The 25,859-nt window shown below is 55.3% G+C and carries 19 protein-coding genes and 1 tRNA gene; 10 read left to right on the top strand and 10 right to left on the bottom strand.

The window, feature by feature from the left end; translation table 11 throughout:
• Positions 1 to 265: 265 nt before the first annotated feature.
• The gene (locus tag RUI03_RS12865; protein WP_317287872.1) at positions 266 to 4,369 is read right to left on the bottom strand and encodes an RHS repeat-associated core domain-containing protein; all 4,104 of its coding nucleotides are present in this window, start codon (positions 4,367 to 4,369) and stop codon (positions 266 to 268) included.
• A gap of 51 nt (positions 4,370 to 4,420) precedes the next feature.
• Positions 4,421 to 4,948, bottom strand: coding sequence for an Ig-like domain-containing protein (locus RUI03_RS12870; RefSeq protein ID WP_317287873.1), 528 nt, complete (start codon positions 4,946 to 4,948; stop codon positions 4,421 to 4,423).
• Positions 4,949 to 5,105: 157 nt separating this feature from the next.
• Here RUI03_RS12870 and RUI03_RS12875 point away from each other — a divergent pair, with 157 nt between their 5' ends.
• Positions 5,106 to 5,429 (top strand): hypothetical protein, encoded by a 324-nt coding sequence (locus tag RUI03_RS12875; protein ID WP_317287874.1) that lies wholly within the window; start codon positions 5,106 to 5,108, stop codon positions 5,427 to 5,429.
• A 102-nt stretch (positions 5,430 to 5,531) separates the two neighbouring features.
• On the opposite strand, the gene RUI03_RS12880 is transcribed toward RUI03_RS12875, so the two are convergent.
• Positions 5,532 to 6,014, bottom strand: coding sequence for a DUF6641 family protein (locus tag RUI03_RS12880; RefSeq protein ID WP_317287875.1), 483 nt, complete (start codon positions 6,012 to 6,014; stop codon positions 5,532 to 5,534).
• A 125-nt stretch (positions 6,015 to 6,139) separates the two neighbouring features.
• On the opposite strand from RUI03_RS12880, the gene RUI03_RS12885 reads away from it, so the two are divergent.
• Entirely contained in the window at positions 6,140 to 6,685 is a 546-nt protein-coding gene (locus tag RUI03_RS12885; RefSeq protein WP_317287862.1) for a hypothetical protein, read from the top strand.
• A gap of 130 nt (positions 6,686 to 6,815) precedes the next feature.
• Here the strand turns inward: RUI03_RS12885 and RUI03_RS12890 are convergent, their stop codons facing one another.
• The 3 genes from RUI03_RS12890 to RUI03_RS12900 form a co-directional block, all read right to left on the bottom strand.
• On the bottom strand, positions 6,816 to 7,475 hold the full coding sequence (locus RUI03_RS12890; RefSeq protein WP_317287863.1) for a hypothetical protein: 660 nt from the start codon (positions 7,473 to 7,475) through the stop codon (positions 6,816 to 6,818).
• Positions 7,472 to 8,053 carry a response regulator transcription factor gene (locus RUI03_RS12895; protein ID WP_317287864.1) on the bottom strand — a complete coding sequence of 194 codons (582 nt, stop codon included), beginning with the start codon at positions 8,051 to 8,053 and terminating at the stop codon, positions 7,472 to 7,474. Before RUI03_RS12895 ends, RUI03_RS12890 begins: the two co-directional genes overlap by 4 nt.
• Before the next feature lie 183 nt (positions 8,054 to 8,236).
• Complete coding sequence (locus RUI03_RS12900) at positions 8,237 to 8,632, bottom strand: hypothetical protein (RefSeq protein ID WP_317287865.1); 396 nt, start codon at positions 8,630 to 8,632, stop codon at positions 8,237 to 8,239.
• 63 nt (positions 8,633 to 8,695) lie between these two features.
• On the opposite strand from RUI03_RS12900, the gene RUI03_RS12905 reads away from it, so the two are divergent.
• From RUI03_RS12905 to RUI03_RS12915, 3 genes are all read left to right on the top strand, one after another.
• Positions 8,696 to 9,592 carry a hypothetical protein gene (locus RUI03_RS12905; protein ID WP_317287866.1) on the top strand — a complete coding sequence of 299 codons (897 nt, stop codon included), beginning with the start codon at positions 8,696 to 8,698 and terminating at the stop codon, positions 9,590 to 9,592.
• Complete coding sequence (locus RUI03_RS12910) at positions 9,589 to 10,239, top strand: AAA family ATPase (protein ID WP_317287876.1); 651 nt, start codon at positions 9,589 to 9,591, stop codon at positions 10,237 to 10,239. The genes RUI03_RS12905 and RUI03_RS12910 overlap by 4 nt, the downstream gene beginning before the upstream one ends.
• A 114-nt stretch (positions 10,240 to 10,353) precedes the next feature.
• Positions 10,354 to 10,929 carry a recombinase family protein gene (locus RUI03_RS12915; RefSeq protein WP_317287877.1) on the top strand — a complete coding sequence of 192 codons (576 nt, stop codon included), beginning with the start codon at positions 10,354 to 10,356 and terminating at the stop codon, positions 10,927 to 10,929.
• A 404-nt stretch (positions 10,930 to 11,333) separates the two neighbouring features.
• Here the strand turns inward: RUI03_RS12915 and RUI03_RS12920 are convergent, their stop codons facing one another.
• The 3 genes from RUI03_RS12920 to RUI03_RS12930 form a co-directional block, all read right to left on the bottom strand.
• A complete protein-coding gene (locus RUI03_RS12920; protein WP_317287878.1) occupies positions 11,334 to 15,638 on the bottom strand; it encodes a hypothetical protein in 4,305 nt (1,434 codons plus the stop codon).
• Between the two features lie 220 nt (positions 15,639 to 15,858).
• Entirely contained in the window at positions 15,859 to 17,346 is a 1,488-nt protein-coding gene (locus RUI03_RS12925) for a site-specific integrase (RefSeq protein ID WP_317287879.1), read from the bottom strand.
• Between the two features lie 317 nt (positions 17,347 to 17,663).
• A tRNA-Ser gene (locus tag RUI03_RS12930) sits at positions 17,664 to 17,753 on the bottom strand.
• A gap of 133 nt (positions 17,754 to 17,886) precedes the next feature.
• Between RUI03_RS12930 and RUI03_RS12935 the strand changes: the two genes are divergently transcribed.
• Positions 17,887 to 18,354, top strand: coding sequence for a CC0125/CC1285 family lipoprotein (locus RUI03_RS12935; protein WP_317287880.1), 468 nt, complete (start codon positions 17,887 to 17,889; stop codon positions 18,352 to 18,354).
• Positions 18,355 to 18,361: 7 nt separating this feature from the next.
• On the opposite strand, the gene RUI03_RS12940 is transcribed toward RUI03_RS12935, so the two are convergent.
• The gene (locus RUI03_RS12940; RefSeq protein WP_317287881.1) at positions 18,362 to 18,799 is read right to left on the bottom strand and encodes a hypothetical protein; all 438 of its coding nucleotides are present in this window, start codon (positions 18,797 to 18,799) and stop codon (positions 18,362 to 18,364) included.
• 123 nt (positions 18,800 to 18,922) lie between these two features.
• Between RUI03_RS12940 and RUI03_RS12945 the strand changes: the two genes are divergently transcribed.
• The 4 genes from RUI03_RS12945 (at position 18,923) to RUI03_RS12960 (ending at position 25,857) form a co-directional block, all read left to right on the top strand.
• Complete coding sequence (locus RUI03_RS12945) at positions 18,923 to 20,050, top strand: PQQ-dependent sugar dehydrogenase (RefSeq protein WP_317287882.1); 1,128 nt, start codon at positions 18,923 to 18,925, stop codon at positions 20,048 to 20,050.
• 136 nt (positions 20,051 to 20,186) lie between these two features.
• A complete protein-coding gene (locus RUI03_RS12950) occupies positions 20,187 to 23,585 on the top strand; it encodes an autotransporter domain-containing protein (RefSeq protein ID WP_317287883.1) in 3,399 nt (1,132 codons plus the stop codon).
• A gap of 150 nt (positions 23,586 to 23,735) precedes the next feature.
• Positions 23,736 to 25,193, top strand: a complete 1,458-nt coding sequence (zwf, locus tag RUI03_RS12955) for a glucose-6-phosphate dehydrogenase (RefSeq protein ID WP_317287884.1) — start codon at positions 23,736 to 23,738, stop codon at positions 25,191 to 25,193.
• Complete coding sequence (locus tag RUI03_RS12960) at positions 25,186 to 25,857, top strand: 6-phosphogluconolactonase (protein ID WP_317287885.1); 672 nt, start codon at positions 25,186 to 25,188, stop codon at positions 25,855 to 25,857. The genes zwf and RUI03_RS12960 overlap by 8 nt, the downstream gene beginning before the upstream one ends.
• The last annotated feature ends 2 nt before the right edge of the window (positions 25,858 to 25,859 follow it).

Genomic DNA, 25,859 nt, shown 5'->3' on the forward strand with positions numbered 1-25,859 from the left:
GAGAGTCAGACGTCTCTACTTATCGCGCCTTCTCCCGAATGGCCAAGAACTAATATAGCGCTCTGGCTTCAGAATTAAATTTACCAACCATAAAGCTGGTATACACAAAACCGCGATAATCTTATGCAAAAAAACATCGCCTCCTAGAAAAAATATATGAAAAATACAGTATAGCAAGTACGAGAAAAAAATTATATATACCCCAATATAAATTGACAAAACAAGAAACTTTTTAAAACAAAGCCGCGACAATTGAGACCCTCTTTTATTCACAGCTACCCTCATGATTATCAGTAGCCATCGACACCAACCCAGAAGCAGCTTGTGAATTTAAGGAAGTAACAAACCCAAAAGCAGCTTTGTCAAAATCGCCAGGCACTTTCGTGTCAATAGCCATCGCGCCAAATGTCATGATTTGACCGGGTACAGCAATTGCCGCATCCGCGCTAGCAAATGACTTTGAACCATTCCAGTGATGGAGAATTGCTGCACTACCTTTCAAATCAAAGGATGCCAAGGCAAATATCGGCGAAACCCTGAGTAACGGCTTACGCACACCCTTGTTCATAGCCCCGCCAGCAACACCCAACCCTACGTAGTCAGCGGCATTACCCAAATCATTGAGGAAGTTCGCGACATCAGAGACTGTATCGCTGCATTCTTTCTGAGAGAGAGCTTCTTTCAATATTTCTCCCATCAACTTTGCCATTTCCCCACCAGTCATCGTATGAATAGGTACAACGCTTGCGAAAAGTTGTCTTTCAGTCAAAATCTTATAAGCTTCGAACTCGTCATCGTAGAAGCCATTGTAGCCGCAGCCCCCACGCCCACAACTTCCGTATACAGTGATAACATCTTCTTCAAGTAACCCACTAGGATCGTTCCCATTTACCGGATCGCCGCCGACATAGGCGTACATGTTCAGGCCGTCGCCATAGCCGATGGGGTCCGTCTGCATGAACCGGCCAATGCCAGGGTGATAGGCTCGCGCTTTGTAGTGATAGAGGCCCGCCGTCTTCAGATAGATTTGGCCCGTATACTGAAAGCGTGTTGTGTTGGTGGAGGACGGATCCCCATAGTCATCGTATTTGTTCCGGGCCACATAGCCGCCACTATTGTTGGTGACCATGATGATGGAGCCGCGTTCATCCGCACTCATATAGCGCCGCGTAGAGCTGCTCATCCCCGCGCCATTGTACCACACAATCGGCTCATCAACGCCCGGGCCGTGGACATACCGTGCAGTGATTGTACCTGAGCTGTTATACTCAGCGATGATATCTGCACCATCGTAGAGGAAGCGGCTGTCTATTGCAGTACCACCGCCAATAGGCGCGCCCTGCTCCCGATAGAGACGCCCCTCAGGATCGTAGGTGTAGGTCCCCGCGCCATTATTCGCGGTCTTCAGATGATTGTAGACGTCATACGTATAGGCCGTCCCACCATCGTTAGTCATGTTCCCACGACCATCATAGGTCATCTGGGTACCGCCGGTCTTCAACAGCTGGTTCAGGCCGTTAGCAGTATAGGTCTCTGACACCGCGCCTAGTGCATCATAATAGCCGCTATTGGTCTGGGACTTTGACGTGATCTGACTGAAGGCGTTGAAACTGAAATCCACCTGCTGGTTATAGCTGGTCGCCGCAGGAAAGGTCAGGTCCAGCTCGTCCAACCGCGAGGCATCGTCAAAGCGGTAATCGGTATAAACACCATTGCCAAAGGTTGACCGGCTGCGACGCCCAAAGGCATCGTAGCTGTAGGTCACAAGATCCGTAGAGCCGCTCTCCCTGATCTTGTACAGGCGATCATTGCCGTCATAGGCGTAGGTGACATAGCTGGCATCGGGCCAAGTCAGGCGATCACGCTGGCCTTTCGAATTGTAGAGATAGGAAACGGTCCCCAAGGGTGATGTCGATGAGGTGGGCCAGCCCAAGGCGTTGTAGCCGAAGCTGAGGCTTTGGCCAGATTTTGAGGATGAAACCTTCCGCCCGACGAGGTCGTAGCCAAAGGACAGGTCATCTGCCGTTCCCGGCGCGTCAACGCCGGTCAGCTGACCGATATTGTCATAGTTGTACGTGAGCACCGTACCGTCGCGACGACGGTGCGTCTTAACCGCTTGCGTAGCCCATGTACCAGCATCATCATAGGTATATTGTTCATAGTCCGACGTGGACGATCCTGATGAGGTCTTGTTCGGGTAGCGGGTTTTGATCAGCCGGTCGTGGTGGTCGTATTCATAGGTGGTCAGATTGCCATTGGCGTCTTGCACCGTCTTGCGACGACCGCTGGTGGTATATGACGTATACTCGGAAATCGACGTAGATGTTCCGACGCCGCTATTGACCTGATCCACGCGACCATAGCCATCGTAAAACTGCTTGGTGATGCGGTCAGACCCATCATTGGAGCAAGCATCCCCATTGCTTGATGAGGGATTAGCGCGGACTGCGGTACATACAATCCTCCCCTCGCTATCAAAGGAAACCACGGTTTTAGATTGTGGCGTCCCGCCATTAAACACAATTTGCGCATATGCACGTCCTTGGGCGTTGTAGACCGTCCGTGTATGCAACAGTTCGGTGAAATTCCCATACCCTTTCCGAAGATGGGTTAGACGCCCTGCTGAATCATAGTCGTATTTGGTGGAGGACAGCGCACTCCATTGCAGGAGTGGACGGCCAGCATCGTCATAAGTTGCTGTCACAGTGTCGTTGCTACCCGGCCCATTGATGGTCTTCACTCGCCCGTGGGGATTATAGGTCAATACAGTAGTTAACAGGACTGAGTTGCTGCCCGTCCGCTGCTTTTTCTCAAGAGCCCGCCGATGATGATCGGTGCTGTATACGATTTCTGAGACAGCCTCATTCACACTGCCTGCGCAGGTCTGGGCAGTCGTGCACTGAGTAACTGAAGTCAGACGAGAAATCTGGGTTCCGGGCTTTGTGCTGTATGAAGCGTAGTTATATACGGCGCGGGGTCGCGTTCCACCATTAGCAGCCGGCATGGTCACCGTTAGTGGGGCGCCCGTGCTATTGGAATAGGTGTAATCCGTCTGCTGCTCGCGGTTGTCCTTTGTCCAGTCCGGCTGCAGACAACGCTTATTACCGGTTGAAGTACATGTCGAAGAAGAGGGATATCCCGCCGTGGTCAGGAAATGCTTGAGGCTTGATCCAGCGTTTGGCTTGACCCTTGTTTGAATCACCCGACCCAAATCGTCATACGCATAGGTGACCTGCTTAGTGTCTGGGTAGATGATATGCTGCAGCATCCCTTCATTCGCACCCGAAGTAAAATATTGATACTGCTTTTTTAAGCCTGGAATTGTCGGACTCTCGCGCAACTCGTCATCGATAACCTGAGCTTTAGACGTATCATAGCTGACGATCCGCGTCCGACCAGAAGGCGAGTAAACCGTTGTGGTTTGCGTCGTACCGCTTGTTGAATAACTGTAGGTCCACGTACTGCCGCCACGAACAACAGAAGTCACGCGCTCGGAAGAATCGTAATTTATCGTCGTCTTGTGGCCAGCAGGATACGTAACCTCCAGTTTGGTCAACCGGTTGCCACTACGAGTGAACGCAAAATTGGTCAGCTTGTTGGTAGCATCACGGACAGTTGTGTCTGTGACCGCAGCCTGCGGCCAGCTACCATCGGTGGCAGCAGAGCAATTCTCAGCCGCCACAGAACAGGTTTCGACGGTGGTGTCGATCAGAGCATTGCCGTCAAATGCACGATACTGCCACCCCAGACTGCTCTCGACATTCATCAGCTTATGATAGCTGGCGGTAACCATTGTATAGTTCGGATTATTGGCGGTATAAATTGGCACGTCATACTGCACCTGCTTATAGGTATAAGTCAGAACTTCGCCGTCGGGCTTCGTCAAGGTCGTAGCTTTTGCGAGCAAAGAACCGGATCCCGGGCCTTGAATACCGTAGTCCCGCTCGAAGAACACGACTGTGCCGTCGGCCGACGTATATACGTAGTCCGTCCCCTGAAGAACGAGCTTGGCGGGACTTGCGTAACGCGGAACAAAACCAACGCCATTAATCGTTTTGAACTCAACCGTACCGCCACCTATCGAGACCACCGTAAAACCATCCCGGTAGTAAACTGCGCTATCAAAGTTCGTCCGCCAGCTTTGGTCTGTCAGCGATCTGGTAAAGGCTAGCCCCCCATCACCATCGGGATCGCCGATCGTAGCCAGAGTAAATGATGCAGAAAAGCTGCCGGAGGCCAGATTGATCCCGTTTTCATCCGTGACCGAAGGTCGCTCGGGCGCATTGTTGATAGCTGTATATTGGGCATGAGCGAAAGGGCCAATACAGAATACGAGTGCCGACACAGCAGCTAGAGAAAATTTTCTCACAACAACCCCCTGCTCAGGAATAACGATGAATTTGTCGATTAAGGCTGATCGTCAGCAGTATTGTCCGGTGCAGCCGGGAGCTGACGTCACATAAACTGTCGCGCTCGCCACGCCGCCATTTCCGTCACTGATCGTATACTGAAACGAGCGGTTACCCACTGAGCCGAGATACACTCGAACGGTAGACGCTGAAAGAATCGCCACCGTGCCGCTCGACGGTTGCGTCACGGACACGACCGATAGGCTATCGCCATCCGCATCGGTGTCATTTGCTGTGACATTAATGTCTACCGCCGTCCCAGCGACACCGCCGCCACCATCATTGTTCGCCACAGGCGGTGTATTAGAGCCAGCGCCGCCAGAACATGTGCCCGTGGCCTTTTTCTCCAGCCTGTTACCAGCCGCATCATAGCAATAGACACGATCCTGGCCGCTCGGATAATCTACCGAAATGAGCCTGCCCAGCGAGTCATACGCATAGACTGTCGTTGGCTGCGCAAATGCTGTCGAACAAACGCCCACAACCACCGAGGCCAGCAGCGGAACGCGCAAGAATGCGTATCGAAGCATCAATCCCATGCCTCGCCCCTCCCTATGCGGATCGTTTTAACATCGCCCGCTCCAAATTCAGCGTTGCACAACTTTCAATATCGTTGCAACATGATTTTAGTCCCTACGGTGATTTATTTTCCGTTGGAAATATGTCTTTGATTTTAATCAGAAAGTTCGAATACTTATGATTACGTCGCTCGTTGCAGCCGCAACAATTGCCATGGCTGGTCACAACTGCGTGGTGCCTGAGACCCCTGTGGTTCCAATATCCTTTGAAGATATGGCAGAAGCAGAACGCTTTAAGACAGGATTTCTGTCCTATGCTGACGATACACAAGCCACACTGTATTGTATGACAAAATACTATGAGCGCGAGTACGGCGAAGTAACCGCCGACGTGTATGACAGCGAATTTGAACCGATTATCGCAGCTCGTCGAGAGGCCGCGCAGAAGTTCAATATGGCATACGGAAATGCGCGCCTAGAGGAAGAGAACAGATCCGATTGACATCGCATCAAATATTCCGGCCATTCTCTTACGTGTTTTGACGACAAAGCGGTGACCGAAGCCCCTTCAAGTGGCGCTTCGGTTATTTTTGCCCCTCACGATCTAAGTGTTGGCATCTCTCTTCACTGACGTTTTCTGACTCTTCGCCCCACCACGCACGCCGCGCACCTTGGCTGCTTCAGCTAATAGCTTGTCCAGCTCTCCAGCCAAGGCCGCTTGCTTAAGCTGCTCCAGAACAGACACGACCTCACTAATGTCGCGGACCTCGATGGCAGATTTGCCAGCCTTCAACGATAAGGGCTGGCCACCATATCTCAGGGCAAGGAACATATTACCGTCAGCGCCTATCCACCACCATGATGAGAAACGCTTTTTGCGCGTGACCTCCTTGATCTCACCTGTCTCCTCATCGGCGAGCGCTACACGCTCAAGCCTCTGATAGGGACTACCTGTTTCGACCTCATGACGGGCGGCAGCAAGCTGCTCTTCAAGACGCGTTAGAAGCGTAGCGCGACGGCGCTCTTCAGCGGTCATCTTTGACGCTGGCTCAGCAGCAACAATTTTCAGCTTTTCGATAACGGACATGGGCAACTCCTTTTGTAGGGCATGCCGCATTGTTGTGCCTTTTTGATCCGTAGTCGACTGAATTCCAGAAGCCGCCGGTGCTGATTGCATAAATAGGAATGTGCCCAAGCCCGTGAGGTTGAACCATGACTAATTTTACGCCCATCGAACTGGAAATCCGCAGAAATAGGGAACAGCTGGAAAAGCTGTTATACCAGTCTTATCCCGCCTTCCTGCAGTCTATCGGCTTTACCCTGTACATGACAGCCACCTTCAACCGAGGCGCAATGCCTCTTCACATCATGAAGGCAACGCTGCGCCAATATGTGAAGGGTGTTGAGCGGGACCTGTTGGGAAAGCATTTTTACAAGAAGCCATCAGAACAACGCCTACGGGGAATATTCTTTGCAGAGAAGATTGACAGCAACGCTCATTGGCATGGCGGTATCGTATTGCCGCCCGCACCGGCGGACTGCACCCCAGAAGACTTCTACAGCAAGGCCAGCTGGCTATTGGAGCACAAGTGGAAGCACTTTGTTGCAAGCGGCGATGTCAAAGTTGCCGACGCGCGTGAGACCAGCCTCAGCGGCTGCAATTATATCAGCAAGGAACGCTGGAAGGCCGATCACTGCGATCAGATTGTCTTCCTGCAGGATTTCTGGCGGATGTCAAAACCGGGACGAACAGGCTGACGGCGGCGAAAGCCCACACGGAGCCACTGTCCTTCGCTAATCTCAGGCGTGCTGGTTCACGCAGAAGACTATCTATGATCCATTGGCAGATGATTAGTAAGGTTAATCTTGAGACGATGAAGAGTGAAGCTCAATTGCGCAAGAGAGGTGAACGGACATCCTCCTTGAAGAACTCCACAAAATAACGAGATCGACCATCATCCGATAATCGAATCCATGCGACGTAGTAGCTACGAAGCGTCACGCCAAAATAGTTCTTACCCTCATACCAGCTATAGATTCGATACTCACACGGATTAATGTACCCAACGACAAAGTCTGACACAGGAAAATTACCCGATCCGTATACGTTGAGCCCATCTTCGATATACTCGGTAGCTGCGACATATGCTGAATGATACGGCTCCAGACCCCTTTTTCCGTTGAACACTTCAGAGCAATAGATTCCGTCGGGCACGTCCGAACTATAAAGTTCCCCCTCCCATGCCAATTCCTTGTTACGGCGGTCCCGCTCTTGCGCTAGCGCAAGCTCTTCTGCCTTCCTGCGCTCCAGCTCTTCGGCCCATTCGATGTCATATTTCTCAGGATAGATGAGCTGAAGTTCTTCCCAATACCTGTCGTCACCACGGGACTTGAGTTTGGCAAGATAGTCGTCTACCGAAGCTTCCTTCAGTGCAGAGAGGCGGCTCTCGTCAATCGCACTTATCACCAGAAGCACGCCGAACAGCGACACGGTGCCGATCAATATGACCGGCAGGCATCCCATCTTCTTTTTTCCCGTGCCACTCATTCAGCCACCCCATTCATCTTCTTGATGAGTTCTACGTGTGAATTCACACCCAATTTGTCGTAAATACGGGAACGATGCGCTTCTACCGTTCGCACACTGATCCCCAATCGATCTGCGATGTCCTGATTTCGGGAGCCATCAAGAAGCGCTTTGATGACTTCGACTTCCCGGCGGGTCAGATGGCGATAGAGATCTTTTTGTTGATCGATTGGCTCTGCACCAGGCACCAGCTGACCGCTTAACCAGCGGAGTATATTTTCGGATGGCACTGGACGCGAACAGACATCATTGGCGCCTGCGTTCATAAGATCGACTATATGACGGATGTCAGGGCGTGACGTGACGGCGATAACGGCTACGGCGCCCGTATAGTGGGCAGCATGATGAATGAGATCTGTGCCTGGATGGTCGTCAAGGTCTGCGGCCAAGACTGCAATATGTGGCTCTGAAAGTAGCTCAGCTGACAGATAGTCCTTCGCTCTTTCATAGAGCCGAGTATCGAGAGATGCCCTTCGCAGCATCAGGGCGAGGACTTCTCGCTCTTCCGATTCCCGATCCAGCAGCACAACTGGTACCATGCACACCCCACGCCCTCACACATTGTGCTTAAGCGGTCTATTCCTCCGTGTACATTCGTATGCTTGCTTACGCAATTACCTAGGTAGCAACGGGCGTCGCGTTCCGGGCGGCACAAACGCCCCCACTGATATCGCTCATTTGGCAAAGCCCCGTATTACGGGGTTATACGAAATTGGCGCTCTTCATGCGCCCTTATCTACGACTTGCCACCTCTTGTTGACCTGCCGCACCTCTCCTTTCTTTTTCTTCTGCCACAGGATCGTGCGCATCGAACTTATGGGGAACCACCCGTCTACCAGCTCCAGCAGACGCTCATACAAGTCGTTAGACGACAGCCCAGCCTCCGTTTGCTTCAAGACCCAAACAATACGATCGGTCAAAGTCGAAGGGACGCCATCATCAACCGTTTCACGGCGCGGCTCAGGCACACTGAGCGCCGCGGCCAGCTGATGACGGGCATGCTTCAATGCCGCCAGCACCTCCGTGACCTCGGCAATCTGCTTGTCATATTGGTCTAACAATAATTTAACGTTTTTTGTCAATTCGGTTTGATTTTTCTTTATATCCGTCGTTGACATAATTTAACCCTGAACCCATTTGCCTTCTACGGCAGAAAGCCGAGAACAAAAAAGGAGATTGCCATGACAGATGGCGAAAATCAATTAAAACAGGGCGAAAATACTTTAAGAGACCGGATCATGGAGCTGCAGACTCTTGATACGAACGCCGTCAAAGCGGAGGGCAAATATGTTGATACATTAAGTGCCTTCTACGCTAGCACTCTCAACGCCATGGCTGAAATACAAGAAAACTTAAATTTTCAAGATAGCCTTGACGATCTGTTGAAAGAGCACGACATCAAGGTCAACCAACCGGCCGACCTACCCAAAAAGATCGCTAGACTGATCACACGTCACAACGATGAAAAAGGCCGCCGGTCTTCTGACATGGCAAAGGCCCTAAGAGCTGCAGAACAGTACTTCAACCTTTCGGCCGAGGGGAGCGCTCTGACAAACGATCAGGTCAAGAATTGGCTACAAGAGAGCGGCGGCCTTCAAGCGATCATTCGCAGCACAGACAGCGCCTCACAGAACGACGAAGGCCGAGACAACGAGGATGGCGGCAACAGCCGGGAAAACAAAGGGCGTTCCAATAAGTCCAAGAAGTCGGCTGCCGATAGGCGGAAAGCGCTGCTCAATATTATCGACACAGATGAAATTTTTGAGGCTGAGTTCACCCCTGAAGGCAGCAATGATGGCGATATCATTGTGATGTATGGGCACATAAAAGCGGGAGGACGCGTCGGCTTCACCTACATGGGTTATGGAAAAAAGGACACGTTCGATCCGTACAGACCCGAAAAAGCAAAGCTGCGAGCAGTTGACAGCGCGAACTTCGACATCGACGCCCTCTTCACATGCAAGAGCGATGCGACGCGAAAGAACTTATTGGAAAATGCGAATCTCGCGTCAATTGGTGCTAGAGGAGTCAGAACGGATGGTGCACCCTCAAGCCTAAGCGACGAGGTGTCAGCATGAGCCATGCACTTTTTTACGAACCCAAGTCACTCAGTGAATTTGTCTGGCAAGACCAGAATCTTGAGACGCTGATCAAAAGCATCGTACAGAGCGGCACTCCGCCGAACCTACTTTTCTACGGCGAACCCGGCGTTGGCAAGTCCACACTCGCCAAACTTATCCCTGAGGCCCTTGAATGTCAAGAATACGTATACCGTACCGAGATAAATGGCTGCATGGAAAGTGGGATTGATGTTGTCCGCGAGCGGATAGCCACGACAGTGAAGCTAAGTCCAGTTTTCGGTCGGCACTACATCGTCATCGAAGAATTTGATGGCATGACGTCGAACGCTCAGAATGCCTTAAAAGCAGAAATGGACAGGGCCAGAGGGTCAGCGATATTCATTTTCACGACGAATAACATCAGCAAGGTGAATAACGCCATACTGTCACGCTGCACAACGGCTCAACTTGTCGCAGCTCCACCGCACGCGTGGGTGCAACGCGTACAGTATATCCTGCAGCGTGAGAATATCTCGTATCCCGTCGATGACATTCTCAGGATGATTGAACAAGCCAACGGTGATTGCAGGCGCATTGTTCAGAATTGCCTCACAGCAACAATGTATGCGCCACCAGTGCGCGCTACGGAGGCACCGATCCCCTAGACAGAAGCCATGACGACATAAAATTGTTGCAAAAGCACTCCCTTCTGCAACGGCTTGGCACCTGAGTGAAATCATGGCCTTGTCCGTTGCAGAAGCCTGTAGCATATAGTCCGTATGCGATATATTGGATATGCCCGCGTTTCTACCCTTGACCAGAGCCTCGACCTTCAGCTGGACGCCCTCCATCGGGCAGGATGCCAGACAGTCTATCGCGACGAAGGCGTTTCAGGTGCAATGCGAGATCGTGAAGGGTTAGCAGCAGCACTTCATGACATTCAGTCAGGCGACCAACTCGTGACATGGCGACTCGACCGACTAGGACGATCTCTGCGCCACCTGATTGAAGTGGTACAGCTAATCAACGACAAGGGAGCCGAATTTAAGTCCCTCTCCGAAGCCATCGATACATCCTCTGCCGGTGGCCGACTGGTCTTCCACATCTTCGGCTCAATGGCAGAGTTTGAACGGGACCTCATCAGCGACCGGACCCGAGCAGGACAACAGGCCGCAAAGGCGCGCGGCGTTCACGTCGGACGCCGACCGAAACTCACTGGCGCACAGGTCGCCCACGCAAGCGTTATGATCGGCACAGGACAGCACACCGTCAGTTCAATGGCCAACGTGCTGCGCGTGGACCGAACAACACTCTGGCGCGCTCTCAAGCGCTGTGAGACACCCTTCAGCCGATGAAGCCTTTGTCTTGGAGGGGTTGTGAAAAAACCCGCCTTTCCAGTGAACGACTGTTGGCAATTTTTCGTGAATTACCATTTGGCTGTCCTCCGCATAAGCCGTGGCCGAAGGAGGGCCGAGCCCCGTTGGGAGCGCAGCCATCGTCGAGGTCGGAATAATTCAGGCCGCCTTTCAGTTAATAAAAGGGCGAACCATGCGAGGTTTAGTCAACACTCAGTCGGCAAGGGTATTGAACCCAATAGCTAGACGAAAAGCCGATACCCAATGCGACAAAGAGGCGGCCGAACATCCTCTACTTCGCAATATATGATGTCAAAACCCATGCGCTGAAGCTGCTCAAATGACCGGCAAGGAAATTTGATATCAATACCATCCCTACCCACCGCAGCAGGAAAGCGCGGTCTTCAAGTTCTATCTGATTTTTCGCGAGGTAACCGAGGGCGTAGATCAAGAAAGTGAACTGCTATCGACAAAGTTCCTGCCATTGCGTGTTCAATTCGTTCCGCCTCTGCCCGCAGAAGGCGGAAAAGCTCATCAACGCCAATCTGCGGCCCACCGTCCGGATGGTCCCACTTCCGATCTTTGGCAAGGGTCACCATCAATGCACCAGCTCGGCAATGCTGCGCTGCCATGTATTTCTTGACCAGCTGATTTTCGATCGTGTCGCGCAAATCTTTAGCTGGGCGTCTATCCCCGAGCTTAAGTTCTATCACCGCCTCATGGGGAGGAGTGGTAGAACGCAATCTAATATCAGTTTCCTTTTCGTCTGCAGTCGCAGCTTCCTGATCTACAGTGTAGATTGCGTTGGCGGCATACTTCAGCTCTCTCGCTATTTCTCGACGCATCACCCTTTCGACTTTAATCTCTGCCCAAGACTCCCGTGGCGAAACATCGCACAGGAGGAGGTCATCAAGGTCAGACAGCCTATCCTTCATAATAGCAAACATGGTTTCTTTCGTTGAGGCAGGAGCTTCCCCGCTTTGATCAAGTGCTACCGCTTGAGCTTCATCGAATGCGTCGGCATCAATCTCTTGTGCCCAGTTCTCCTCTGCGACAGCCAAAATTCGATCCTTGAAATGAGCGCACAACGGGTCTGCCGCCATCTCAAGTTTGGCAGCCAAGCCTTCCTCCCCCTTCGCGTTAAACAAGGCAGCTACAATGTTATTGCGCGCAAGCTGTGCATCGTCACGCACATCCGGCGAAAACGTTCCCACATGGAACACGTCGTTTTCGACGCGAACGTGCCGATAGGCCAGACGAAGCAGCCGTAGCAGCAATTGCGGCGAGAAGCGTTCTTCAGCCAACCCAATTCCGTCTTGGCGATCACCAAAGAGGCTGGCCAGCCATGTCACAGCGTCTGATCGCTCAGATGGTTCAACCAATTCGATTTGATCAGCCAGCTCGTCTACACCCGCCTGCGGATCAATCCGCATTAAGGTCGACAACCAAACTAAAAGTAGCGCAAACGGCAAGTCCTGCTCCAATCTTTGGAGTGCCCATTCTCGAAGTCTCTCGACTGCCGCTTTATCGCCATGCTTCAAGATTATATGCGTTACACGTCGAACCCTCGTTGCCATTCCGTTTCCGTCATCGGCGCTATTGATCCGGTCTCCGTCGGCATCCAGCCAAGATTCCAGCCGCGGAAGAAATAGCTTAACAACTCTCTCAGGCGCGTAGTTAATTCCTTGAAGCAGGCCTGCATGTCCATGCTCCCCAGGCGGACGACTCAGTTCCCACGACAGTTCATTTCCGATCGTCCGGTCCACAGTGTCTGGGTGCCTATCTACGAGACACTGTATCCATTGGGGAAGGCCGTTTAGTTCAATCACGGCGTACCGCGCCGCTAGCTCAGCTTCGGCATTGCTAAGTTTAGCTGCCCAGTTCGGATCTTCTGCTTCGGCGTAAATCGCGGCCAGACCAAGTTGCCAACGTGCAAGAAAAGTATTGCGCTCGTCCTGGGGCCTTTCGCTGGGGAAGGGTGGATGATCATCACGCCAGATCTCCATCAATACGCGACGAAGCTTATCAGCCGTTTCTTGATTAAATTGCTCTTCAATGAAGCGCCGGCTCCAACCTGACGATCGACTGTTATCACCATCGTGACTCATGGCGCGCCATAAGTTCCAAGCTGTGTTCCAGCTTTGCTCTGTCGAGAATGCGTTCTCAGGCTGATTAGCTACTTCTCGCCAGAACTGAATCCAGCTAGCGCGGTTCTTGGCCTTTCGTCGCCGTTCCTGCTTCTCTTGTTCGGCTTGCTTCTTTTCCCAAAGGCGATGTCTTTTGACGTGCTTCGATGGCTTCAGCCAGTCATCAAGTCTTTGTGCAAATGAAGGCTCATCCGCTATGAGAGGCCTAAGTCCTTCAACGTGCTCTTTCCATGCATCACGATCCGGCGACAGGTGGATAGCTGCCTCCAAGAGCGTTGCGCGTTCATCCGTATCCCGGGTCGTGTCACCAAGCGCTTCTCTCACCCAAGTCAGATCTCGGTCTGGTCTAAGCTGGACGGGCCCATCGTGAATCGTGACCTCAGCGAGCCGTCTCCACGGGTCTTTGACTACATAGAGCGACTGAAGCAAAGCGTCCTCAACCCAGAAAAGACGAGCATTGCCCTCTGCATTCAGATTGCTCAGTCGTTCGCGAAGCGATTTGATTGGCTCGTCGTCGCCGTGGTCCCGGTGATGTAATCGCAATGCAAGTGCGCCAGCATGCAGCCATTCCTCATCTTGGCTGATATCGAGGCCGCGTTCACACGTTGCTGCAAGAGCTCCACTGAGATGTGGTCGATCGCTCGACATATGTGGCCACTCATTTCGCCATTTAAGCCCATCTGAGACAAGCGCGAGGAGGCCATCACGAAGCTGCTCCAATACAAGGATATCAAGTGACGATCCTGCTATCAGGCGTGGAAGTTGCCAGCTAACGTCACCTACACTCCGCTTCTCCCGCTTTACCCATTGAAGAGTCCGACAAAGCTGCTCAACCGACATGTAATTGGGGAAAAGGCGTATTACGGCATCTCGGGCCACTTTGTCAGGCCAGAGATCGTCTCCATCTGCTATACTGGAAGCGATATTCCCGAGCCTCTGGTCATCAAGGGCTATTAACGCATCAATAGCCATTATGCGCTCAACAGCAGGTGCTGCAACATCTCGAGCAATATCGATTACGAGGTCGGCACAAGCTTCTATGCGGCCTGCCTCGATAAGGTTGATGAGGACTTCTCGCACATCCGGGTTCTCTACGCCGCTACGCCAAATCCCGTCGATTTCATCTGCCAACTCTTTCGATGCAAATCGATGGACCTGAATGTGAGGCACCTGAAGGCCTCGCCAGCCACCAGGGCCGTAACGCTCAGCATAGGCGCGAAGAGCTTGATTCCGCTGCGTTTGCGCTAGCGACTCTGGGTCGCCTTCGTCCAAGAGTACGGCAGGCTCATTGTCCCGCAACAGCTCAAATATCCCGTCTTCTTGCAAGGCTAGCCAACCCGCCACTGGTCGCTTGGACGGGCGAACGATCGTCTTGCCCTTGGTTTCCGCGAAGAGAAGCCGCTTGAGGGCTCGAAACGGCATCCCTTGCCTTCGAAGAGCTATCAGCCGCTCCGCAGCGAGATACTCCGCCACCGAGCGATGATGGAACCGCACCCGGCCGTATGAAGCGAAGCCAAATAGCGGACGCTCCAGAAGTGCTTTTCGTTCGTTTGCTTGCCAATCGGACAGGATGATCGCGGGATCGAGGGCCGCCTGCTCGTTAACAACATCGGACGCTGCACTGTGACGGATTGTTAGACGACGCGTCATCTGAACTGCGAGCGCGAGCCGACTGGCTCCTTCGATCGCCTTGTCGACGGACAATTCTGCCGGTTCAGGTCTGTCATCGCGAGGTAGCAGCTTCACGCGAACATTCGTGGCAACCTGATCGCGATGCGTTCGGATGCGCTTGTGCGCACGCCAGTCCGCGCACAACTCAATGAGGTCCTGAGGCCTACGTGCAAACTCCAGGGCATTGCGACGTCGTAGATCTTCAAAAAGAAGATCGGGATCGCTCACGCCCTGGTGCCGACAAAAATCGACGATCTGCTCGTCCGACAGCGGCATCAAGGCTACCGACCGCCAATCGGCCGATTGGCTCTTGCTTTTGTTGTCGTGTTGCTCCTGAGGCTCACCCATCGCGACCTTCGCAAATGCCTCTTCATCTGATTCCGAGGGCGGCGCTGGAGGAATAGGCAGTACATTTCGAACCAGCTGTTCGTCGAAGGGTATTGGTCGGGTCGTAATGACGACCCGCACCCGGTGAAGCTGATTTCCGACGCACTTCTTCAGTCGTTTAAGCGCCCGCTCAAACGAGCCCAACGTCAATTTCAGCTCGTCAATCGAGTCCAGGAAAAATGTTGCCACCTCGGACTGTGAGGCAAGCCAAGTGTTCAGCCGTGCTTCTTCATCGGCATCTAGCAGGCTACGAAGTTCGTCAGTCGCCAGCGCGGCCAATTCAACGAAGAATGCCGGTTCTCCCGCAGACCAAAGATGCGTCGCCTGAGTGCGACATTCATATGTTTTCCCCGCGCCTGCCTCTGAGATTATCAGTACGCGCCTTGATTGCAGTAAATCATCCCACGTAGATCCTCTTGCCCAACCTAGACTAACCAAGAACGATTGCTGATCGGCTTCGCTAATTTTTTTGGTTGGGACGTCTTGAAAGGTGCGCTCGATCATTGTTGGAAATCTTCTGCTCCATAGAGCCTATCGCGGACAGTTCAGACTGCCCAAATTTTTAGCACTTACAACATTTCATGTACAATCAATAACTTGAACCTTTCATTGATCACACAAAGCCGCCCATTTCGGACGCTCCCTTAACGCTTTGAAAGTGCCAATTAATTCATCGCAGTTTACTGACGATTTGAGCATCCGCTCTAGATAAAAACTACCGCAATCACCCGCCCAAATCATACCCGATCTTGTTCAGCTCATCGGCCAGTCTGCTGAATTTTGCCGTTCCGTAGGCGGCTTCTGGTGATTGGCCAAGTTTCCACCCGCCAATCCGGTTGACCACATCATAGGCGACATCAGCTTCACGGCAGGCCTCACGAAAGGTGTGACGAAAGCTGTGGAAGTCCACATCGGCGGCGTGTACGCCGCACTGCTCTTTATACCGACGGAACCATTTACTGAAGGCAGGTGCACCATCTTCGCGCTCTGTCAGTTTGGGGAAGAGCTTCACGTCTGGCTGAACGCCCTTGCAGTAGTCGGCAAAGCCAAGCTCTATCAGTTTTGCATGAACGGGGATCCGCCGGTCGCTGGCGGCGTTCTTCACACTGGTGCCAAGGTCATCATCCTCCGTAATGCGTAGACCAAGAAGGCCATCCTCACGGAAGACATCTGCTCCGCGCAGCTGGCAAACTTCCCGCAACCGGCAGCCATGGTAGAGCGCAATAAGCGGGATCCAGAATTTATGAGGCTCACTGCGCTGAAAAGAACGCCATTGAGCGCCAAACAGGGCGTTCAGCTCTGCCCCAGTATAGCTTCTGCGGCGCTTCCCCTTCGGCTTGTCCACGGTGTATCTAAGGGCTGGCACGGGGTTTTTAAGGACGTAGTCCATCTTCACGCACCACGCAAAAAAGGCGCTGATCGAATGAAGGTAGAGGTTCTTGGTTTTGGCCGATAACAGCTCACGACCATCCTGACTGACCGAAGCGATTTTTTGCTTGTTGGTCAGTGCCATATTGGGTGGACGTTTCGGCAAACGATCGAGAACGTCTGATCGATATCGAGTGACGTCATTCTTCGTGATATTTTCAAGGCCACTCTTTGGACCTACAAACTCCACAAAGCTGCCAATACGAGCGTGGGAAGTGGTCTGGTGCCGACTGCTGCGATTGGCCAGCTGATCATTCAGGTATTCCTGAAACTTCTCGCCAATTGTCACCTTGGTTCGTGTCGCGACGATCTTGTCCAGAACCCGCTCCACCTCGTCGTCGGCATATTCCCGAAAGAGGGTTTCACGGCGTCCTTGCATTGTGGTCAGCGTCTGGTGGGCGATTTCCAGATCAAGCTCCGCCTGCAGATATTCAATCTTCTTGGCTGGATCCTCAGCATCGCGACAATGATGGATAGTGCGGCGACATTTATTAATGATGTCGTTGAGCGTCTTCACATCCTGATCATAATCACCGACCAGAAACTTTCTCGACTCGAGCGCTGTCCTGACCGCAGAGGACTTGAAGATCAGGGCTGCGTCATTCTCTGCCAGTCCGCGTACAATCTCATTGCCGGAATGAGCATGCCGAAAATCACCCAAGCGATACAAACGCCAGTCTTCTTCAGTCAGCTCCTCGAGCTGTCCGCCTACGATCTTTCTGATGTCATCGCCCACAAGCTCGACTACCAGCGTTGAAGACCTTACGGCTTCAATCGATGGCATTGCGACATGACCTTGGCCGATTTTACTCAGTATACCTTCATACCACGCATTGTGCTCTGACGCCCTGATGGCAGCGACTTTGGGGTCAGCTGTCCTCAATGACCGCCAGATCTGCTTGCGGTAACCTTTGGAGGTCCGAAACAGGAACTGCGCATGCGGAGGTATATCCCGCATCCAATACAGACTCGGGGACCCTTTGCGCCGGACGACATGAACAGGAAGCTTGGCCACAGACGCACTGTAATGCCACCTGTTCTTAACAGCAAATCTTAACGCGAAATCTTAAAAATGACAATAATATCAATGATTTCAAGGAATGGCGGAGAGAGAGGGATTCGAACCCTCGGTACGGTTGCCCGCACTCCGGTTTTCGAGACCGGCCCGTTCGACCACTCCGGCACCTCTCCGCGAGGTTCAGGGCAGTGCGTGTGATGCGCGCCAACCCTGAGGGGTCAATCAAAGAGCGGGCGCTGTAGCCAAAGGCGCCCGGCCGCGCAAGCGGAGATTGGCCGCACGACAGGAACGATGTACATCTGGTCCATGAAACATTTCCTCCTCGCGAGTACGCTCGTCTTGGGCCTTGGGGCCTGCTCGGTCACACCGGCCTATGGCCCGTCATTGGAACGGGATGATTTTGGCTATCGCGAACAGCGGATCGAGACCAACCGCTATCGCGTGGTCTATCGCGCGCCGGATCGCGGCATGGCCATGGACGGCGCCCTGCGCCGCGCGGCCGAGCTGACGGTTGCCCAGGGCTATGACTATTTCGAAGTAGTGTCCCGCGATACCGATGCGGAACGGCGCGGCCGGTCGGGGCCCAGTGTCGGCATTGGCGGGTCAACCGGCGGCCGCAATAGCGGCGTCGGCGTGGGCATATCGCTGCCCTTGGGGGGCGGAAATGCCGAAGAGGTGACAGCGCGGCTTGAAGTCCTGATGGGACGCGGCACCAAGCCCGATACCGGTGAGGCCTATGACGCGCGGGTGGTTCTGGAAAATCTCGTCCCCTGACGGATGATCAGTCGCGGCGCTTGGGCCGGAAAAGTTCAAAGACGATGCCGCCTACGAGACCGCAGGCCAGGTGCACCCAGAGGCCAAGCGGATCACTGCCGCCGGGCACGGGGTAGAGGTCGTATTTCATCTTCATGAGGCTGAGCGCGACGAACACTGCCGCCGCCCCGGCCACCGGATAGGCGATCAGCGACAGCACGGGCACCGCCGCCTTGACCAGGCTGGCGACGTAAAAGGCAATCGCAAACCCCACCACCAGCACGACGGCATAGAGATACGCACCGAACAGGCTGTCCCAGATCGCCTCCAGCCGGACGCCCATCGGCATTGGCACGCCCATTTCTGCCAGATTGTTCAGGTCGAGCGTCTGTCCCGCGCCAATGGCAAGACCATAGGCGCAGAAGGCGGCGAACAGCCAGGCCACGATAGATCCAATCAGGCGCATGGGCCCCAACTCCCGTTTTGATGATCGTCACCGCCGCTTTTGCGGGGCCTGTAGGAAAACGCAAGCGCATGGGTTAAGTCTGCCGCCACAAACACGATCCGGACAAGGAATGGGAGACGCCCGATGCTGATGACCGCCCTCGCCCTGCTGCTCGCGGGGCCCGCACCGCTTATAGAAACCGGGACGGCGGTGCCCGCCGACCAGTACGGTGTGGAAGTGGTGACATCGGGCCTCGACCAGCCGTGGAATATCAGCTTCCTGCCCTCCGGCGACATGCTGGTCGTCGAAAAAGTGGGGCGTCTGCGCGTCATTCGCGACGGGGTCCTCATGGACGCGCCGGTCACCGGCACACCAGAGGTGATTGTGAAGGGCCAGTCGGGCTTCTTCGAGGCCGAGCCGCATCCGGATTTTGCCGAGAATAACCTCCTCTACCTCACCTATGCGGTCGGCCCGGACAAGGCGAACACGCTGGTCCTCGCACGGGCCGTCTACACCCCCACCGATGCGGGCGGCGCCCTGTCCGATCTGGAGGTGCTGTTCACGGCCGATGCCAAGCGCAATAGCGGCGGGCATTATGGCGGGCGCATCGCCTTTGCTGACGATGATACGCTGTTCCTGACCTCGGGCGAGGGCTACGCCTACAAGGAACAGGCCCAGAAACTCGACACCCATTTTGGCAAGATCCTGCGCCTGACCGCGGATGGTGAGCCGGCGCCCGGCAACCCCTTCATCAGCAAGAAGGGTGCCCTGCCCGAAATCTGGTCTTACGGTCACCGCAACCCGCAAGGCATCGACATCGCCCCTGACGGTACGGTCTATGCCAATGAGCACGGACCGCGCGGCGGCGACGAGGTCAACGTCATCGAGCCCGGCACCAATTACGGCTGGCCAGCGATCACCTATGGTATCGATTATTCCGGCGCCGTCATCAGCCCCTATGATGAACTGCCCGGCATGGCGCAGCCCCTGTGGTACTGGAACCCATCCATCGCGCCATCGAGCCTGCTTTATTACACGGGCGACGACTTCCCCGACTGGCAGGGCAAACTGCTGAGCGGCGCCCTCGCCCACACCCATGTGCGGATCGCAGATCCGAACGACCCGGGCGCGGAACAGTACGAAATCCTGCGCGAGCGGAAGGCCCGCGTCCGCGACGTGGCGCAGAGCCCGGACGGCAGGCTTTACGTCGCCACAGAGGACCAGGATGACCCAAAAGGCGGGGAAATTCTTCGGATCGTTCCAAAACCGTAAGCTAGTCCGGGGCGCTTATCGTCTTGCCAAGTGGCCCCGGGTCCAGCAATGAAGACCGTTAACAGATATCGGCCCGATGCAGATGTCGGGTCGTTGGTATCAACACTTTTCAGAGTACTCTTCCGGGAGGGGTTCCATGTCCGATAAGCTTACCGTTCAGCGGCTCAAATCCACACTGCTGACGGGGGCCGCAGTTTGCGGCGTATTGGCCGCCGGCGCGTCAGCACAGACGACCGTCGATACGGACCGGTCCACCCCCATCGTGACCTCCACCACCGGCGACACGACGATCGGTACGAATGCGACGGTCACTGTCGCGAACGGAACTGGCGTAACGATCGATTCCGACAACGAAGTCACGACCAATGGCGTGATCGAGATGGGCAATGTGGATGATGCCACCGCCGTCCTGATCACGAACAATGCTGACTTCACCTACACCCAGGCCGGCGACATCGAGATGGTCGACGAGCGGGAAAATACCACAGAGACCCCGCTCGATTTTGCAGATGACCGCTATGGCCTGCGCGTCGCGGCCGGCACCTACACCGGCGACATCGTGTTCTCCAGCGGCTCGACCATCGACCTGTTCGGCGACAATTCAGCCGGTATCTGGGTCGAAGGCGACCTGACCGGGAATATTGGCTTCAACGGCGCGATGGTGACGCGCGGCATGGAAACCGACGCCATTTCGATCAGCGGTGACCTGACCGGTGACCTGCTTGTCGGACCCAGCGCGCAGATTTCCGCCTACGGCACCAATGCCGATGCCATCCGCGTTGATGGCGTTGTCGACGGCCAGATCCGCGTGATTGGCGCCGTTGGCGTTACCGCTTACACCGATGCCACACCGGATTCCGCATCGACGACCTATGCGTCGGGTGATGGCAACGAAACCAATGACCAGCAGCGCGCGCGCCAGACGGGCCACGCGCTAGCCATCCGCAATGACGTGACCGGCGGTATCCTTGTCGATGGCGCGCTGCCCTCCGTCTTTTCCTCTGACACCGAAGCGTCCCGCAATGCCGAGATCGTCGTGCAGGGTTCAGGGAGTGCGGTGTCCATCGATGGCGGCACCGCAGGCATCACCATTGGTGCGTATGATACATCGGACGTCGTCGAAGACGTAGCAGAAGGCGAAACCGGCCTTGGGCTGTCCTATGGCACATATGGCCTGATCAACCGCGGCACGATGACGGTCAACGGGACCTATCAGACCGTGACGGCCACTGGTGTGTCCATTGCCAATGCCACGATCGATGGCGGTATTCGCAATGATGGCTCCATCATTACCGAAGCGCGCGGCGCATCGGCACGCGCTGTCCTGCTGCGCGATGGCGCCACGACGCCGGTCTTCTACAATGGTGGCCGGATCAGCGCCGGCACAGCAGGTGGCGCTGCCCAGGCTGGTGATGTCGCTGCGATGCAGGGCGGTATGGCGGCAGGCCTGATGATCAAGGCCGGCGCTTCGGTCGGCAGCATCGTCAACACCAACCGCATCGAAGGCGTCACGGTTTCGGATACCGAGAACGCCTACGGCATTCTAGATGAGAGCGGCAGCGTCACATCGTTCCGCAACTCAGGTGTCGTGACCGCGCTTGTCACCGACTGGTCGGATGGCGACGACAGCACCGACGCCGATGTCCCGACGCCGACCGGGTCCGGCATTGCGCTTGATTTCTCGGCCAACACCACGGGCATTACGGTGTTCAACACCGTGTCCGACACGTTCAATTCGTCGACCCAGTCACGCTCAGCCTTTGGCTCTATCGGCGGCGACGTCTATCTGGGCTCTGGCAACGATATCTATCGCGCCAATGCCGGTCTGACCCAGGGTGATGTATATCTGGGCGCAGGCAATGACCGGGTCGAGCTATCACAGCAGGCTTCGATCGCGGGCGACGTTCTGTTCGGCACCGGCGATGACGCGATGACCGCTGACCGCGCACTCGTGGTCGGTAATCTCGACTTCGGCACCGGCGCCAACACGCTGAGCCTGACCAACGGGACCAATTTCTCCGGCAACCTGCTGAATGCAGGGACGCTGGATGTCACGGTCGATCAGTCCACCATGGTGCTCGGCAGTGCAACGAATGTGGATCTGGGCACCCTGTCGATCACCGGCAGCGGCGACAATGCCAGCACGCTGGGCATTACCGTCTCAGCCGATCCATCAGGGGCCGATCTGCCGCCGCTCGTTTCGCGTCTGAATGCCGACACGATCAATATTGCCGACGGCACCGAACTGCTGACCATCTTCAAGGGCGCATTCAGCGCGCCGGACGTCGAAGCCGTGATCATGTCGGCCGCCAATCTGAACGTTGACCTCGACAGCCTGATTCTGAACACGGAAGGCGTCACACCGTTTCTGTTCGACCAGTCGATCGTGATCGACCCGTCCGACAGCAACAATGTCCTTCTGACCCTGAACCGGAAGTCGGCTGACGAAGTCGGCATCGCCAAGAACATGCAGGGCGCCTACGAGCCCATCATCCAGGTTCTGACCGGTGACGAGGCCCTTGGTTCCGCCCTGTTCAATGCGACCACGCAGGACGAATTCCTGTCCGCGTTCAATCAGGTCGTGGCAGGACCGCTGGACGGTCCGATGGCCTATGCCCGGGCCCAGAATAACTCGGTGACCTCCATCATCAGCCACCGGGTCGACCTTCTGCGTCAGGAAGAGGCGCTGAAGCGCACCATCTGGCTGCAGGAAGAAACCTATTACGTGAACCGCGACTCGACGGCGGACTCGAATGGCTTTGACGGCGGCGGTTTTGTCATCGCAGCTGGTATGGACAGCCCTGTGGGCGCGCTTGATGTGGTTGGCGCTTCCATCCACATGGCCTCGGCACGGTACGACGAACAGCTGGGCGAGGACTTCCCGTTCAACCGCCTGACCTATGGCGTGGACGTCTACGCTGCTGAAGAATTTGGCCCGCTGCAGTTTGACGTGCGCGCCGGCTATGCGGCCGCAAAATCCGAAAGCGAACGCAATGTCGATTTCGGCGAAGTGCGTCGCAATCTGACCGGCGAGTGGGACGGCACTCAGCTGACCGCCAATGGTCGCCTTCGTTACAAAACCAGCCTCAGCGGCTTTGACGTCATTCCGTTCGTCAGCGCGGATTACGTTCGTCTCGAAGAAGACCAGTACACCGAGGAAGGCGATGACGTGATCGCGCTCACCGTCCTCGACCGTGAAGCACAATCCCTGCGGGCCAATGTCGGCCTCAGCATCGGCAAGACCTTTGAGCTGCGACCATCGGCCTATGAGACCGGCATTCCCGGTCAGCTGACACCGCGCTTTACCGCGGCACTCAGCCAGGAGTTGATGGATGATCCGATCAGCGCGGGCTACCGCTTTGGCGAGGGCGACGAGTTCTTCCTGACCTCTGATCCTGAAAGCAGCGCGGCCGTTCTCGGGGCTGATATCGACTATCAGAACCAGTACGCCAAAGTGCATGCCGGGGTGTCCGCCATGGTCGGCGACACCACCGACATCTACACCCTGCGGGTCGGCGTCGGCCTCAAATGGTAGGACTGCGCGTCGCGCAGTTCTGCTAAAACAGAGCGATTTTTGGCTGTTTTCCGCGAAAGGGCTTGATTGCCCTCGCGGAGGCGTCTTCATGCGGACATGGGCGCGCCTGGCTCAGGTGCGCCGTCCCGCTCAGTCGTTTGAAGGATTGTGATGACCCAACCACCCACCTTTGTTCTGTTCGGCGCGACCGGCGATCTGGCGCGCCGGATGCTGTTTCCCTCCCTGTACTTCCTGCACATGGAAGGCTTCCTGGAAGAAGGACAGAAAATCATCGGGTCATCGCGATCGGAATATCCTGACGAGGAATTTCGCGAAAAGATGCGGCCCTGGATCAAGGAACGCACTGGCGAGTATTATGACGAGGCCACCTTCAACACATTCGCGGAACGGGTCTCCTACGTCGCCGTCGACGCCTCTGAACCGGCGCATTTTGCCCGCCTGCGCGACGCCCTGAATGATGGTCAGGACGAAGCCGTTTTTTATCTGTCGACAAGCCCGTCGATCTTCTCTGCCGTCTGTGATGCCCTGAACGAGCATGGCCTGTCCAAGGCGCCGAACCGCATTGTGGTGGAAAAGCCGATCGGCCACGATCTGCAGAGCTGCATCGAGATCAATGACACGCTCGCTTCGGCCTTTTCCGAGGACCGCACATACCGGATCGACCACTATCTGGGCAAAGAGACCGTCCAGAACCTGATCGCCCTGCGCTTTGCCAACCGCATTTTCGAACCGCTGTGGAGCGCCTCTTCCATCGACAATGTCCAGATCACGATCTCGGAGACGGTCGGCGCAGAAGGCCGCGGCGGTTATTACGACGCCTATGGCGCGATCCGCGACATGGTGCAGAACCACATGATCCAGCTTCTTTGCCTGATGGCCATGGAGCCACCCGCCAGCCTGTCCGCGGACGCCATCCGCAATGAAAAGGTCAAGGTTCTGCGGTCACTGGCGCCGATCACGCCGGCCAATGTGCAGGACAAGACCGTACGCGGCCAATATATCGAAGGCCACGATTCCGACGGCAAATCATGCCTCAATTACCTCGACGACGTTGAAGCCACGCACAGCGACACAGAGACCTATGTCGCCATCAATGCAGAGATCAAGAACTGGCGTTGGGCCGGGGTGCCGTTCTATCTGCAGACCGGCAAGCGGATGAGTGAACGCAAGACCGAGATCGTCGTGTCGTTCCGGCCTCTGCCCCATTCCATTTTTGACAGCCCGGCTTCCCCCAACGAGCTGGTCATCACGCTGCAGCCAAAGGAAGAGATCAAGCTGCAGATCATGAACAAGCGGCCCGGTCTGATCGAAGGCAGCATGCCGCTGCAGGAACTTAGCCTGAACCTGTCCCTGTCCGACCATCTGTCGGCCATCGGCGAGAACCGTCGCCGCATTGCCTACGAGCAGCTGATCCTGGACGCCCTGCGTCGCAATGCGTCCCTGTTCGTTCAGCGCGACGAGCAGGAGGCCGCCTGGCGGTTCATCGACGGCATTGTCGACAGCTGGGACAAACGCAATATGACACCCATGCCCTACAAGTCAGGGCGCGACGGCCCACCGGGCAAACACTCACTGACCGAACGAAATGGGCATAGCTGGTATGAATAAGATCGAGATTTATGAGACACGGGACGCCCTGTTTGAAGAGACGGCCCGCTCCATTGCGCAGTCCCTCACCGAGGCCATCAAGACGCGCGGTGAGGCGGTATTCGTCGGCTCTGGCGGATCAACGCCGAAACCGGTCTATCAGAACCTGACCGCGGACGAGACCGTGCCGTGGGAGAAGGTGACCGTTACCCTGACCGATGAGCGTCGCGCGCCGCCATCCGCCAATGTCGACAATGCCAGCATGGTCAAGGAATGCCTGATCACCGGACATAGCCGGTTCGCCACGTTCGTCGGCCTTGATGATCAGCAGTCGCTAAGCGACGTCCCCGCCCGCTTTGCCAGTGTCCTGATGGGCATGGGCGGCGATGGCCACTTTGCGTCGATCTTTCCGCATAGTGAGGGAAGTGAGGCGGCGCTCAAAGGTGAAGGCGGCGTGATCCTGCCCGTGACCCCCGATCCGCTGCCTGAAGGCGCGCCCTATCCGCGTTGGACACTGAGCAAACCGGCCCTGTGCAACACTGACAGCATGATCCTGCTGATCACTGGCGAAGACAAAAAAGCCGTCCTCGAGCAGGCCATGGAAGATGGCCCTGTGCTCGACCTTCCCATTCGTGCTCTCTTGCGCGACGAAAATCTGCCCCTTCGGATTCTGTGGGCAGCCTGAGG

This window comes from Parvularcula sp. LCG005, assembly GCF_032930845.1.
In the GTDB taxonomy this organism is placed as follows: Bacteria; Pseudomonadota; Alphaproteobacteria; order Caulobacterales; family Parvularculaceae; genus Parvularcula.

What these genes read in the sequence shown, in the direction of transcription:
- RUI03_RS12960 (WP_317287885.1), top strand. Translation starts at nt 25,186, where the DNA reads ATGAATAAGATCGAGATTTATGAGACACGGGACGCCCTGTTTGAAGAG.
- RUI03_RS12880 (WP_317287875.1), bottom strand. Translation starts at nt 6,014, where the DNA reads ATGTCCGTTATCGAAAAGCTGAAAATTGTTGCTGCTGAGCCAGCGTCA.
- RUI03_RS12895 (WP_317287864.1), bottom strand. Translation starts at nt 8,053, where the DNA reads ATGGTACCAGTTGTGCTGCTGGATCGGGAATCGGAAGAGCGAGAAGTC.
- RUI03_RS12915 (WP_317287877.1), top strand. Translation starts at nt 10,354, where the DNA reads ATGCGATATATTGGATATGCCCGCGTTTCTACCCTTGACCAGAGCCTC.
- RUI03_RS12935 (WP_317287880.1), top strand. Translation starts at nt 17,887, where the DNA reads ATGAAACATTTCCTCCTCGCGAGTACGCTCGTCTTGGGCCTTGGGGCC.
- RUI03_RS12925 (WP_317287879.1), bottom strand. Translation starts at nt 17,346, where the DNA reads ATGCCATCGATTGAAGCCGTAAGGTCTTCAACGCTGGTAGTCGAGCTT.
- RUI03_RS12950 (WP_317287883.1), top strand. Translation starts at nt 20,187, where the DNA reads ATGTCCGATAAGCTTACCGTTCAGCGGCTCAAATCCACACTGCTGACG.
- RUI03_RS12945 (WP_317287882.1), top strand. Translation starts at nt 18,923, where the DNA reads ATGCTGATGACCGCCCTCGCCCTGCTGCTCGCGGGGCCCGCACCGCTT.
- RUI03_RS12900 (WP_317287865.1), bottom strand. Translation starts at nt 8,632, where the DNA reads ATGTCAACGACGGATATAAAGAAAAATCAAACCGAATTGACAAAAAAC.
- RUI03_RS12910 (WP_317287876.1), top strand. Translation starts at nt 9,589, where the DNA reads ATGAGCCATGCACTTTTTTACGAACCCAAGTCACTCAGTGAATTTGTC.
- RUI03_RS12890 (WP_317287863.1), bottom strand. Translation starts at nt 7,475, where the DNA reads ATGAGTGGCACGGGAAAAAAGAAGATGGGATGCCTGCCGGTCATATTG.
- RUI03_RS12920 (WP_317287878.1), bottom strand. Translation starts at nt 15,638, where the DNA reads ATGATCGAGCGCACCTTTCAAGACGTCCCAACCAAAAAAATTAGCGAA.
- zwf (WP_317287884.1), top strand. Translation starts at nt 23,736, where the DNA reads ATGACCCAACCACCCACCTTTGTTCTGTTCGGCGCGACCGGCGATCTG.
- RUI03_RS12905 (WP_317287866.1), top strand. Translation starts at nt 8,696, where the DNA reads ATGACAGATGGCGAAAATCAATTAAAACAGGGCGAAAATACTTTAAGA.
- RUI03_RS12885 (WP_317287862.1), top strand. Translation starts at nt 6,140, where the DNA reads ATGACTAATTTTACGCCCATCGAACTGGAAATCCGCAGAAATAGGGAA.
- RUI03_RS12870 (WP_317287873.1), bottom strand. Translation starts at nt 4,948, where the DNA reads ATGGGATTGATGCTTCGATACGCATTCTTGCGCGTTCCGCTGCTGGCC.
- RUI03_RS12940 (WP_317287881.1), bottom strand. Translation starts at nt 18,799, where the DNA reads ATGCGCCTGATTGGATCTATCGTGGCCTGGCTGTTCGCCGCCTTCTGC.
- RUI03_RS12875 (WP_317287874.1), top strand. Translation starts at nt 5,106, where the DNA reads ATGATTACGTCGCTCGTTGCAGCCGCAACAATTGCCATGGCTGGTCAC.